This window comes from Pseudomonas bananamidigenes, from assembly GCF_001679645.1.
Taxonomy (GTDB): domain Bacteria; phylum Pseudomonadota; class Gammaproteobacteria; order Pseudomonadales; family Pseudomonadaceae; genus Aquipseudomonas; species Aquipseudomonas bananamidigenes.
Genome location: NZ_LRUN01000057.1, coordinates 39171 through 51855 on the forward strand (window position 1 = coordinate 39171; position 12685 = coordinate 51855).

11 protein-coding genes and 1 pseudogene are annotated in these 12685 nt (G+C 58.3%); 10 read left to right on the forward strand and 2 right to left on the reverse strand.

Going from position 1 to position 12685, the window contains the following annotated elements; translation table 11 throughout:
• The first annotated feature begins 103 nt into the window (after positions 1 to 103).
• From BBF94_RS19975 to BBF94_RS20005, 7 genes and pseudogenes are all read left to right on the forward strand, one after another.
• A complete protein-coding gene (locus BBF94_RS19975) occupies positions 104 to 541 on the forward strand; it encodes a hypothetical protein (protein ID WP_065260698.1) in 438 nt (145 codons plus the stop codon).
• Between the two features lie 539 nt (positions 542 to 1080).
• Positions 1081 to 3227 (forward strand): annotated as a pseudogene (fadB, locus tag BBF94_RS19980) (fatty acid oxidation complex subunit alpha FadB).
• A 29-nt stretch (positions 3228 to 3256) separates the two neighbouring features.
• On the forward strand, positions 3257 to 4432 hold the full coding sequence (gene fadA / locus BBF94_RS19985; protein ID WP_065260699.1) for an acetyl-CoA C-acyltransferase FadA: 1176 nt from the start codon (positions 3257 to 3259) through the stop codon (positions 4430 to 4432).
• 99 nt (positions 4433 to 4531) lie between these two features.
• The gene (locus BBF94_RS19990; RefSeq protein ID WP_065260700.1) at positions 4532 to 4768 is read left to right on the forward strand and encodes a DUF1653 domain-containing protein; all 237 of its coding nucleotides are present in this window, start codon (positions 4532 to 4534) and stop codon (positions 4766 to 4768) included.
• 114 nt (positions 4769 to 4882) lie between these two features.
• Positions 4883 to 7513 (forward strand): type I DNA topoisomerase, encoded by a 2631-nt coding sequence (topA, locus tag BBF94_RS19995; RefSeq protein WP_065260701.1) that lies wholly within the window; start codon positions 4883 to 4885, stop codon positions 7511 to 7513.
• 171 nt (positions 7514 to 7684) lie between these two features.
• On the forward strand, positions 7685 to 8209 hold the full coding sequence (locus tag BBF94_RS20000) for a DUF6586 family protein (RefSeq protein ID WP_065260702.1): 525 nt from the start codon (positions 7685 to 7687) through the stop codon (positions 8207 to 8209).
• A gap of 106 nt (positions 8210 to 8315) precedes the next feature.
• Complete coding sequence (locus tag BBF94_RS20005; protein ID WP_003226592.1) at positions 8316 to 8549, forward strand: hypothetical protein; 234 nt, start codon at positions 8316 to 8318, stop codon at positions 8547 to 8549.
• A gap of 79 nt (positions 8550 to 8628) precedes the next feature.
• On the opposite strand, the gene sulA is transcribed toward BBF94_RS20005, so the two are convergent.
• Both sulA and lexA read right to left on the reverse strand, forming a co-directional pair.
• Positions 8629 to 9102, reverse strand: coding sequence for an SOS-induced cell division inhibitor SulA (gene sulA, locus BBF94_RS20010; protein WP_065260703.1), 474 nt, complete (start codon positions 9100 to 9102; stop codon positions 8629 to 8631).
• Positions 9103 to 9112: 10 nt separating this feature from the next.
• Entirely contained in the window at positions 9113 to 9721 is a 609-nt protein-coding gene (lexA, locus tag BBF94_RS20015) for a transcriptional repressor LexA (RefSeq protein ID WP_065260704.1), read from the reverse strand.
• A gap of 230 nt (positions 9722 to 9951) precedes the next feature.
• Here lexA and BBF94_RS20020 point away from each other — a divergent pair, with 230 nt between their 5' ends.
• From BBF94_RS20020 to BBF94_RS20030, 3 genes are all read left to right on the forward strand, one after another.
• A complete protein-coding gene (locus tag BBF94_RS20020; protein WP_065260705.1) occupies positions 9952 to 10659 on the forward strand; it encodes a TetR/AcrR family transcriptional regulator in 708 nt (235 codons plus the stop codon).
• A 170-nt stretch (positions 10660 to 10829) separates the two neighbouring features.
• Entirely contained in the window at positions 10830 to 11828 is a 999-nt protein-coding gene (gene nagZ / locus BBF94_RS20025; RefSeq protein ID WP_176704482.1) for a beta-N-acetylhexosaminidase, read from the forward strand.
• Between the two features lie 12 nt (positions 11829 to 11840).
• Entirely contained in the window at positions 11841 to 12578 is a 738-nt protein-coding gene (locus BBF94_RS20030) for an S-methyl-5'-thioinosine phosphorylase (RefSeq protein ID WP_065260707.1), read from the forward strand.
• The last annotated feature ends 107 nt before the right edge of the window (positions 12579 to 12685 follow it).

Genomic DNA, 12685 nt, shown 5'->3' on the forward strand with positions numbered 1-12685 from the left:
GAGGTGCTCCTCGTGAGGGATCAATATTGTTAAGTATGGCTGGTTTCGAGCGCATTGGTTCCAAAGTGACACAACGGGCTCATCAAGATTCGGGAGTAGAGATATGACGGTCTGGCTGGTGGTGTCAATCCTGCTGGTGGTGTTGAGTCCGCTGGCATGGTTACGCCCGTCCCGTGCGCAGAGTGACCGAATAGCCTTGCGCGCCGAGGCCCGGCGCATCGGGTTGGCCATGCAGCTTGCCCCTCAGGAATGGCCGCACTGGCTGAGCCAGGAACCTCCAAACCCCTGTGCGCAATATCATCGGCCACGGCGCGGCAAACAGCCGTCGTGCTGGACTTACTGGCAGAAAAGCCCCGGGATCTGGGTCAATCAGTGGCAGGAAGTCTGTGAGGATCCGCTTCTTCAAAGTCATTTCGAAAAATTGCCAGGCAATGTTTTCAAGGTCGAGGCCGACCAGCAGATGATTGCGCTTTATTGGGGCGAGAAGGGTGACGCTTCGGTTCTGCTTGAAATCGACGCCACGCTGAAAGCACTGGCATGAACCGTAGACGTTTCGCGCTGCAAGGGTGTGAAACGTCTGGCAGACGAGCAATAAAAAGCCCGACATGATTCGTCGGGCGGAATTGGCCAGGCAGGCCGGAAATTCTTTTTGACGTTGAACCGGGCGAGCCGGTCAGCAGTCATGCAGCCGTTTTCTTTCGTGGTCCCGCCAGCGTAGCCTGTTAAACAAGGCTTGCAGCGAATTAGGGCGACTTTTCTAACTATTAATCTTATGAATGCCTTGACATGCAAGCGTGTGTGGCCGGGCTGCGTCCTACAGAAATGACCGCAAAGTCGCTTTTGAACCCGCATTTAGGGCGATTGACAATTGTCGGAAATTCCGTGAAGGTGGCGTACCCAAATCAAACGGGCGTATGAATTGAGCGTTTGTATTGCAGACTGCTCCTACAGAATCCCGACTATCGCGTTGGCGGGTGTGCCGGGCGGATGGGTGTCAGCATTGACGAAAAAACGTCCTGCCGAGCCATTTGCCTGCGTCCGACGTGTACTGTTCAGCTTCCATATCGTGGAGATCAGTTGATGATTTACGAAGGTAAAGCCATCACGGTTAAAGCTCTTGAAAGTGGCATCGTCGAATTGAAATTCGACCTCAAGGGTGAGTCCGTCAACAAGTTCAACCGTCTTACCCTGAACGAACTGCGTCAGGCCGTAGACACCATCAAGGCAGATGCTTCGATCAAGGGCGTGATCGTCAGCAGTGGCAAGGACGTGTTCATCGTCGGCGCGACATCACTGAATTTGTCGACAACTTCAAGCTGCCGGATGCCGAGCTGGTTGCAGGCAATCTCGAAGCCAACAAGATCTTCAGCGATTTCGAAGACCTCGACGTTCCGACCGTGGCCGCGATCAACGGTATCGCCCTGGGTGGCGGTCTGGAAATGTGCCTGGCAGCGGACTACCGCGTCATGTCGACGAAGGCCAAGATCGGTCTGCCGGAAGTCAAGCTGGGCATCTACCCGGGCTTCGGCGGTACGGTGCGTCTGCCGCGTCTGATCGGTGCCGACAACGCCATCGAGTGGATTGCCGCCGGCAAGGAAAACCGTCCTGAAGACGCGCTGAAGGTCGGAGCCGTGGATGCCGTGGTGGCTCCCGAGAAGCTGCTGGAGGCTTCCGTCGAGCTGATCAAGCGTGCCATTTCCGGCGAGTTCGACTACAAGGCCAAGCGTCAGCCGAAGCTGGAAAAACTCAAGCTGAACGCCATCGAACAAATGATGGCTTTCGAAACCGCCAAGGGTTTCGTGGCCGGCCAGGCGGGTCCGAACTACCCGGCCCCGGTCGAAGCGATCAAGACCATCCAGAAAGCCGCGAACTTCGGTCGTGACAAGGCGCTGGAAGTCGAAGCTGCAGGTTTCGTGAAACTGGCCAAGACCTCTGCCGCGCAGAGCTTGATCGGTCTGTTCCTGAACGATCAGGAACTGAAGAAAAAGGCCAAGGCCTATGACGAGATCGCCAAGGATGTGAAACAGGCTGCCGTACTGGGCGCCGGCATCATGGGTGGCGGTATCGCCTATCAGTCGGCCTCCAAAGGTACGCCGATCCTGATGAAGGACATCAACGAGCACGGTATCGAGCAAGGTCTGGCTGAAGCCGCCAAACTGCTGGTCGGTCGGGTTGATAAAGGCCGCATGACCGCGGCGAAAATGGCTGAAGTGCTCAATGGCATTCGTCCGACGCTGTCCTATGGCGATTTCGGTCATGTCGATCTGGTCGTTGAAGCCGTGGTCGAGAATCCGAAGGTCAAGCAAGCCGTTCTGGCGGAAGTCGAAGATCAGGTCAAAGAGGACACCATCCTTGCGTCCAATACCTCGACCATTTCCATCAGCCTGCTGGCCAAGGCCCTCAAGCGTCCGGAAAACTTCGTCGGCATGCACTTTTTCAACCCTGTGCACATGATGCCGCTGGTGGAAGTGATCCGTGGCGAGAAGTCCAGCGAGCTGGCCATCGCCACCACCGTTGCCTACGCCAAGAAAATGGGCAAGAACCCGATCGTCGTCAACGACTGCCCGGGCTTCCTGGTCAACCGCGTACTGTTCCCGTATTTCGGCGGTTTCGCCAAGCTGGTCAGTGCCGGTGTGGACTTCGTCCGTATCGACAAGGTCATGGAAAAATTCGGCTGGCCGATGGGCCCGGCATACCTGATGGACGTGGTCGGCATCGACACCGGCCACCATGGTCGTGACGTGATGGCTGAAGGCTTCCCGGATCGCATGAAGGACGACCGCCGTTCTGCCGTTGACGTGCTTTACGAAGCCAAGCGTCTGGGTCAGAAGAACGGCAAGGGCTTCTATGCCTACGAGGCCGACAAGAAAGGCAAGCAGAAGAAAGTCGCCGATCCGTCGGTACTGGAAGTGCTCAAGCCGATCGTCTACGAGCAACGCGAAGTCACTGACGAGGACATCATCAACTGGATGATGATCCCGCTGTGCCTGGAAACCGTGCGCTGCCTGGAAGACGGTATCGTCGAAACCGCTGCCGAAGCCGACATGGGTCTGGTCTACGGCATTGGTTTCCCTCCGTTCCGTGGCGGTGCGCTGCGTTACATCGACTCGATCGGTGTTGCCGAGTTCGTTGCCCTGGCCGACCAGTACGCTGATTTGGGCGCGCTGTACCACCCGACCGCGAAGCTGCGCGAAATGGCCAAGAACGGCCAGAGCTTCTTCGGTTAAGCGCCCCCAACCAGAGTGAGAGTGAACTTATGAGCTTGAATCCTAGAGACGTCGTGATTGTCGATTTCGGTCGTACTCCGATGGGCCGCTCCAAGGGCGGCATGCACCGCAACACCCGCGCCGAAGACATGTCGGCGCACCTGATCAGCAAACTGCTGGAACGCAACACCAAGGTCGATCCAGCAGAAGTCGAGGACGTGATCTGGGGCTGTGTGAACCAGACCCTGGAGCAAGGCTGGAACATCGCGCGCATGGCGTCGCTGATGACCCAGATTCCGCACACGTCGGCCGGCCAGACCGTCAGCCGTCTGTGCGGTTCGTCGATGAGCGCACTGCACACCGCTGCGCAAGCGATCATGACCGGCAACGGTGACGTTTTCGTGGTGGGTGGCGTCGAGCATATGGGCCACGTGAGCATGATGCACGGTGTCGATCCGAACCCGCACATGTCCCTGTACGCGGCGAAAGCCTCGGGCATGATGGGCCTGACCGCTGAAATGCTCGGCAAAATGCACGGCATCACTCGCGAACAGCAGGACGCCTTTGGCGTGCGTTCCCATCAGTTGGCCCACAAGGCAACCGTGGAAGGCAAGTTCAAGGATGAAATCATCCCGATGCAGGGCTACGACGAGAACGGTTTCCTGAAAACCTTCGACTACGACGAAACCATTCGTCCGGAAACCACCCTGGAAAGCCTGGCGGCTCTGAAGCCGGCATTCAATCCAAAGGGTGGTACCGTGACTGCCGGTACCTCGTCGCAGATCACCGATGGTGCTTCGTGCATGATCGTGATGTCGGCACAGCGTGCGCAGGATCTGGGTATCCAGCCAATGGCCGTCATTCGTTCGATGGCGGTGGCGGGTGTGGATCCGGCAATCATGGGTTACGGTCCAGTGCCGTCGACCCAGAAAGCGCTCAAGCGTGCCGGTCTGACCATCAACGACATCGACTTCTTCGAGCTCAACGAAGCGTTCGCGGCACAGGCTCTGCCAGTGCTGAAGGACCTGAAAGTGCTCGACAAGATGAATGAGAAGGTTAACCTGCACGGCGGCGCGATCGCCCTGGGTCATCCGTTCGGTTGCTCCGGTGCCCGTATTTCCGGCACCTTGCTGAACGTGATGAAGCAGAATGGCGGTACCTTCGGGGTGGCTACCATGTGCGTTGGCCTCGGCCAGGGCATCACCACCGTTTTCGAACGCGTTTAAGCGTCTCGTCGATGGAAGCCGGGGCCAAGTGCCCCGGTTTTTGTTTTTGCGGATTTATTTTTGTATTTATTTTGAAAAAATTTGAGTGAGGGCCGAAGCATGCCGATACAACCTGGGCTCTACCAACATTACAAAGGTCCGCAGTACCGCGTATTCAGTGTTGCGCGGCATTCCGAGACCGAAGAGGAAGTGGTCTTTTACCAAGCCCTGTATGGTGATTATGGCTTCTGGGTGCGTCCCTTGAGCATGTTCCTGGAGTCCGTCGAAGTTGACGGCGAGCGGGTCCCACGCTTTGCTTTGGTGCAAGCCGAACCAAGCCTTTTTTCGAAGCCGTGAGGCGAGGGCGCGCAAAACCCTGCGCTTGACCTCACCTTGTAGCCACTATATATAGCGGTGCCGCGTCAGGCGCCAACCGCCTTTCACTTCTAGAATTCAGGAATTTTCCGATCCATGGGCAAATCGCTGGTCATTGTGGAATCCCCGGCTAAGGCCAAGACCATCAACAAGTATCTGGGCAACCAATACGTGGTGAAGTCGAGTATCGGCCATATCCGAGACCTGCCCACCAGCGGTTCGGCTAGCGCCGGCAAAGAGCCGGCCGCCAAGCGCGGCAAGGCAGCTGCTGGTGAGGCGCCAGCACTGTCGCCGAAAGAGAAGGCGCGCAAGCAGCTGGTCTCGCGCATGGGAGTCGATCCGGATCACGGCTGGAAAGCCAAGTACGAGATCCTTCCGGGCAAGGAAAAGGTCATCGAAGAGCTGCGCCGGCTCGCCAAGGATGCTGACACCATCTATCTCGCAACCGACTTGGATCGCGAGGGGGAAGCCATTGCCTGGCACCTGCGCGAAGCCATTGGTGGTGATGACAGCCGCTACAAGCGCGTGGTGTTCAACGAGATCACCAAGAAGGCGATTCAGGAAGCGTTCTCGGAGCCTGGTGAGCTCGATATCGATCGAGTGAACGCCCAACAGGCTCGCCGTTTCCTCGATCGTGTCGTGGGTTACATGGTTTCGCCGCTGCTATGGGCCAAGATTGCTCGCGGTCTGTCTGCCGGTCGGGTGCAATCGGTGGCCGTGAAGCTGGTGGTCGAGCGCGAGCGTGAAATTCGCGCCTTCATCCCGGAAGAATACTGGGAAGTGCACGCTGACCTCGGCACCGCAAAAGGCTCGACCGTGCGCTTCGAAGTCGCGCGTGAGAAAGGCGAGGTTTTCAAGCCGCTCAACGAGGCCCAGGCCATGGCGGCGCTGGAGAAGCTGAAGTCCTCCAGCTACAGCATCGTCAAGCGCGAAGACAAACCGACCAGCAGCAAGCCGTCGGCACCGTTCATCACGTCCACGCTGCAACAGGCCGCGAGCAATCGCCTGGGCTTTGGCGTGAAGAAAACCATGATGATGGCCCAGCGTCTGTACGAAGCCGGCTACATCACTTATATGCGTACCGACTCGACCAACCTCTCGGCGGATGCCGTAGCGATGGCGCGTACCTATATCGAAGACGAATTCGGCAAAAAGTACCTGCCGGAAACGCCGAACGTCTACAGCAGCAAGGAAGGCGCACAGGAGGCTCACGAAGCGATTCGTCCTTCCGACGCCAATACCACGCCTAGCAAGCTGTCGGGCATGGAGCGTGACGCTGAGCGCCTCTATGAGCTGATCTGGCGCCAGTTCCTGGCATGCCAGATGCTGCCTGCGCAATACCTGTCGACCACTGTCAGCGTGGCCGCTGGCGACTTCGAACTGCGTGCCAAGGGCCGAATTCTGAAGTTCGACGGCTACACTCGCGTTCTGCCGCAAATCACCAAGCCTGGCGACGACGATGTCCTGCCGGACATGGCCCAGGGCGATGTGATGAAGCTGATCAAGCTTGATCCGACCCAGCATTTCACCAAACCGCCGGCCCGTTATTCGGAAGCCAGCCTCGTCAAGGAAATGGAAAAGCGCGGTATCGGCCGTCCTTCGACCTATGCGGCGATCATTTCGACCATTCAGGACCGTGGCTATGTGACGTTGCACAACCGTCGTTTCTATTCGGAAAAAATGGGCGATATCGTCACCGAGCGTCTGTCCGAAAGCTTCTCGAACCTCATGGACTATGGCTTTACCGCCGGCATGGAAGAGAACCTCGACGACGTGGCCCAGGGTGAACGTGACTGGAAAAACGTGCTGGACGAGTTCTACGGCGACTTCAAGAAAAAGCTTGAAGTGGCGGAGAGCCCGGACGCCGGCATGCGCGCCAATCAGCCGGTGATGACCGATATTCCGTGCACCACCTGCGGTCGTCCGATGCAGATTCGTACTGCATCCACTGGTGTGTTCCTCGGATGCTCGGGTTACAGCCTGCCGCCGAAAGAGCGTTGCAAGGCCACCGTCAATCTTGTGCCGGGTGATGAAATCGCTGCGGACGATGAGGGGGAGTCGGAATCTCTGGTACTGCGCGGCAAGCACCGTTGCCCGATCTGCAGCACGGCGATGGATGCCTACCTGCTCGACGAAAAGCGCAAGCTGCACATTTGCGGTAACAACCCGGATTGCGCCGGCTATGAAATCGAAGAAGGCAGCTACCGCATCAAGGGCTATGAAGGTCCGAGCCTGGAGTGCGACAAGTGCGGCAGTGAGATGCAGCTCAAGACCGGCCGTTTCGGCAAGTTTTTCGGTTGTACCAACCCGACCTGCAAGAACACTCGCAAGCTGCTGAAAAGCGGCGATGCAGCGCCGCCGAAGATGGATCCGGTGAAGATGCCCGAGCTGAAATGCGAAAAGGTCAACGACACCTACATCCTGCGGGACGGTGCTTCCGGTCTGTTCCTGGCGGCCAGTCAGTTCCCCAAGAACCGCGAGACACGTGCACCGCTGGTCATCGAGCTTCTGCCACACAAGGACGAGATCGATCCGAAGTATCACTTCCTGTGCGACGCGCCGCAGAAGGATCCGGACGGTTTGCCGGCGGTAATCCGCTACAGCCGCAAGACCAAGGAGCAGTACGTCCAGACCGAAGTCGACAGCAAGCCAACGGGCTGGAAGGCTTTCTTCGACGGTGGCAAATGGACGGTTGAAGACAAGCGTCCGGCAAAAGCGAAGGCTTGAGCCGGTGTTGAGCTGATGATGTCCTGATCGGGCTTCATCAACGCAAAAGGCCGCATGGCAGCCCTCGGGTTTTCATGCGGCCTTTTTGTTTAATGCTTGCGGTCGGATTGGTTGATCCATGACACTGTCCGACCTGTATGAAGCATTTATTTCGCCGCGGAGAGTGCCGATATGGCCCACGAGCTCTATACCCGTACCAATCAGAAGATCTATTTCGCGGGGTTGTCGCTGGAGGCGCTCGCCAGGGCCGAAGAGGGGCGGACAATGAATTCGCTGGCGCTGATACAGGCCGGGCGCGAATCGGCGCTGTTTCATCTCTACGGTGCGTTGCTGGGGCTGTGTCACGAGATTGCAGGGTTCTATCGGTTGCCACAGGCTAACGCACCACGAGCGGAAACCCTGTTGACCAGCGAAGTGCTTGAGTCTATTGCAATTCCAGAACTGGCCGAGATGATCGAGTTGGCGGGTAATCCGGAAACCTGGCTGGCGAAATTGCTGGCGGCACATTCGGCGCTGTTTCAGCCACCACGGGTGCCACACAAGCCGAAGGGGGATGTGACCCAGCCGTTGATTCAGGCGGTAAATCTGGATGAAGAGCAGGCGCCAGAAGAATTGAGCCGGCAAGAGCTGGAGAGCTGGCGACAACACCTGAAGGGGTTGGCTGTCCGCTTCCGTGAAGGCTTGAACGAATGCTGATGGAGACTTGGCTGGTGGCGACGAGATGCATGCTGCTGGTCAAGATCCTGAGCGAATCTTGAATGATGTCTATATAATCCCTGCCTTTCGCGGAGAACACACCTATATGCCAACGTCCTTTCTAGAAATTGTCGAGCTACCAGACGGCCGAATCGAACTGCGCAGGGCCGAGGACGAGGGTTCCCTGGTGACGCTGGATTTTTCCGAGGATGCCAAGGCGTTTCTGCAGGGGCAGCATGTTGAGATTGCCAAAGCAATGCTGAGCGTCGGCGTGCAGATGGCCGGTCGAATGGTTGAAGGCGAATTTGATAAGGAAGAGGGGCCGCGAGTTCTTCATTGAACACCGCCCGTCGATTGTCACGTCGGTTCGGCTTCTCTATCCCTTGAGAAGCCCCGCGCTTCAGATGGCGCGCATGCAGTCAGCCCAATCGAATATTCAGGCTTTGAGCGTCCCCGATGCGGGCGGCGCTGATCAGTTGTTGGCGTGAGGCTGCGTTAAGCGGATTCAGCCACGTCACTACAGTGTGGCTTCGCCCAAGGCGCAGAGCCTCGCAAGCCAACTGCATGGCGCTCTGTGTGCCGCGCGGTTGCAATAAAAGGATGCGCTCGCGATTCAACCCTGCCTCTCGTAGCCAGGCCTGTGTCAGGCTCGCGGGTGGTGCAATCAGGGTAAGCCAACGCGCGTCCTGATCGTCGCTCAATTCACGAAGAATCGGTGCAAGCAGGTTCAGGCAGTTCCCGGTCGCACCGCGCAGCGAAAGTTCGCTGTACGCTTCAGGTTCGACATTCCATGTGCGCTCCGCTGCATCCTTGAGTATCGGGGCCAGTGGTTGTGCCAGAAACGCTTCGAACAACGGCAGTTGTGTTTGCTGAGGTGCGTGTGGGAACTGCATAAAGCCTCCTTTAGCGGCGGATTACGCCGACACTCAAGCCTTCGATCACCAGTTCCTGGTCTTTCAGGTTGACTTCGATGGGAGCGAACTCGGGATTTTCGGCGATCAACCAGACTTTGCTGCCATCGCGCTTGAAGCGCTTGACCGTCACTTCGTCGCCGATCCGGGCAACGACGATCTGACCGTTGCGTGCTTCCCGGGTCGTGTGAACGGCCAGCAGGTCGCCGTCGAAAATGCCGATGTCCTTCATGCTCATCCCGTGAACGCGCAGCAGATAATCAGCGCGAGGGTGGAAGAAGGCCGGATTGATATTGCAGGACTCTTCGATATGTTGCTCGGCAAGAATCGGTGCGCCGGCAGCCACGCGGCCGATGATCGGCAGGGTGGATTCGTCGACCTTGGCTTCGAGACCGGGGATGCGAATGCCGCGAGAGGCGCCGGGTGTCATTTCGATCGCGCCTTTGCGGGCGAGCGCCTTGAGATGCTCTTCGGCCGCGTTGGGTGATTTGAAGCCCAGTTCCTGAGCGATTTCCGCGCGGGTTGGCGGATAGCCATTGTCTTCGAGGCAACGTTTGATGAAAGCCAGAATCTCGGCTTGGCGTGGCGTCAGCTTAAGCATAATGATCGCTCTGTCTTTTTATACAGTGACTGGGATTATATACAGTGAAGCGATCTTGGCAATGCTCGTTTTTTGCCAGGGCGCCGGACGGTCAGTGACGGCGTCGATTAATGCAGCGTCCTTGTTGTGGTTAAATATCTGACCGACCATTCCCAAAACGAACCGGCAGGCTTGACAAGGCATAGGCTGAAACGTATGTTTCAAACAAGTGTTTGTCAGGCGGAGTAGCCATGGCCCAGTCGGAAACCGTTGAACGCATTCTTGATGCTGCAGAACAGCTGTTCGCGGAAAAAGGTTTCGCTGAAACCTCATTGCGTCTGATCACCAGCAAGGCAGGGGTCAACCTGGCAGCGGTGAATTATCATTTTGGCTCGAAAAAGGCGCTGATCCAGGCGGTTTTCTCGCGCTTTCTCGGCCCTTTCTGCATCAGTCTCGATAAAGAGCTGGAGCGGCGTCAGGCCAAGCCAGAGAACAAGCCTTCACTGGAAGAGCTGCTGGAGATCCTTGTCGAGCAGGCTCTGGTGGTACAGCCTCGCAGTGGCAATGATCTGTCGATTTTCATGCGTTTGCTCGGTCTGGCATTCAGCCAGAGCCAGGGGCACCTGCGCCGTTATCTGGAAGATATGTACGGCAAGGTGTTCCGTCGCTACATGTTGCTGGTGAACGAGGCCGCACCGCGCATTCCTCCTATCGAGCTGTTCTGGCGCGTGCATTTCATGCTGGGTGCGGCGGCGTTCAGCATGTCGGGTATCAAGGCGTTGCGTGCGATCGCCGAGACCGATTTCGGTGTCAATACCTCCATCGAGCAAGTCATGCGCCTGATGGTGCCGTTCCTGGCGGCCGGCATGCGTGCCGAAACCGGTGTCACCGATCCGGCCATGGCTACGGCGCAGTTGCGGCCGCGCAGCAAGTCAGTACCGGCGCCTGCCAAGGTTTGACTGTCCATGGGTGGGCGTGGCAGCGGACATCCGCTAAGCTAGCCGCCCATGCCGACTCTCGTTCTGAACCCGTTACTCATTGAAATCACCGACCTGCCGGGCAATGCCGCTGGTGGTGTTTTCGTGGGCGACGGGTTTTTCGTTTTCAAGGAATCTCTATGACTGCTGGCCTGCAAGGCTCGTTGATGGTGGACGTCGCCGGTACTTGGCTGACGGCCGAAGATCGCCAATTGTTGCGCCAGCCCGAAGTGGGCGGCCTGATCATTTTTGCCCGTAACATCGAGCACCCGCGTCAGGTGCGCGAGCTGAGCGCGGCGATCCGTGCCATTCGCCCGGATCTGTTGCTGGCGGTGGACCAGGAAGGCGGTCGCGTCCAGCGTCTGCGTCAGGGCTTCGTGCGTCTGCCGGCCATGCGGGCTATTGCTGATAACCCGAATGCCGAGTACTTGGCCGAGCAATGCGGCTGGATCATGGCTACAGAAGTGCTGGCAGTCGGGCTCGACCTGAGCTTCGCGCCGGTGCTGGATCTGGATTACCAGCGAAGCGCCGTGGTCGGTACCCGTTCGTTCGAAGGGAATCCGGAGCGTGCAGCACTGCTCGCCGGTGCTTTCATCAAAGGTATGAACAGTGCCGGCATGGCAGCAACCGGCAAGCATTTCCCCGGCCACGGCTGGGCCGAAGCCGACTCCCACGTCGCCATCCCCAACGACGAGCGTAGCCTCGAAGAGATCCGCGCCAACGACCTCGTGCCGTTCGCCAGACTCAGCAAGCAATTGGCCGCCGTCATGCCGGCCCACGTCATTTATCCGCAAGTCGACGCACAACCCGCAGGGTTCTCCCGGCGCTGGTTGCAGGACATCCTGCGCGGTGAGTTGCAGTTCGACGGTGTGATCTTCAGTGATGACCTGTCCATGGCTGGCGCGCATGTGGTGGGCGACGCGGCGAGCCGTATCGAAGCGGCACTCAGCGCCGGTTGCGATATGGGTCTGGTGTGCAACGACCGAGCGGCCGCCGAGCTGGCCCTGAGCGCCGCGCAACGCATGAAGGTCAAGCCGTCGCCGCGCATCTCACGCATGCGCGGTCAGGCGTTCGCCAACACCGAATACCGTCAGGATCCGCGCTGGCTGACCGCTGTCGGCGCGCTCAAAGACGCTCAACTGATCGATTAAGGATTTTTCGCTATGACGGTTTACGCAATCATCGGTGGCACAGGCCTGACCCAGCTGGAAGGTCTGAGCATTCGTCAGTCGCTGGCGGTGGATACGCCTTATGGTGCGCCATCGGCTGAAATCCAGATCGGTGAATACGCCGGCAAGGAAGTGCTGTTCCTCGCTCGCCACGGTCATCCGCATCGCTTCCCGCCGCACAAGGTCAACTATCGCGCCAACCTGTGGGCGTTGAAGCAGGCGGGGGCCGAAGCAATCATTGCGGTCAACGCCGTGGGTGGGATTCATCCGGCAATGGGCACCGGACATTTCTGCGTGCCGCATCAGATCGTCGACTACACCAGCGGGCGCGAACACACCTATTTCGCCGATGATCTGGAGCATGTCACACACATCGACTTCAGCTTTCCCTACAGCGAACCACTGCGTCAGCAACTGATTGCTGCGCTGGCCGCTGAAGGTTGCGAATACAGCGATCAAGGTGTTTACGCCTGCACCCAGGGCCCGCGACTGGAAACTGTGGCGGAGATCGTGCGTCTGGAGCGTGACGGCTGCGACATCGTCGGCATGACCGGCATGCCGGAAGCCGCACTGGCCCGTGAGCTGGATCTGGATTACGCCTGCCTGTCGCTGGTGGTGAATCCGGCGGCGGGCAAGACCACGGCAGTGATTACCATGGCCGAGATCGAGCAGGCGCTGCATGACGGGATGGGCAAGGTGAAATCGACGTTGGCGCGGGTGCTGAAGGGCTGAGTCCGGCTCAAAACCGAGTCGAGCCATTCGCGGGCAAGCCCGCTCCCACAGGTTAAGCGCTATCTCTGTGGGAGCGGGCTTGCCCGCGAATCGATCTGGTAAACGAC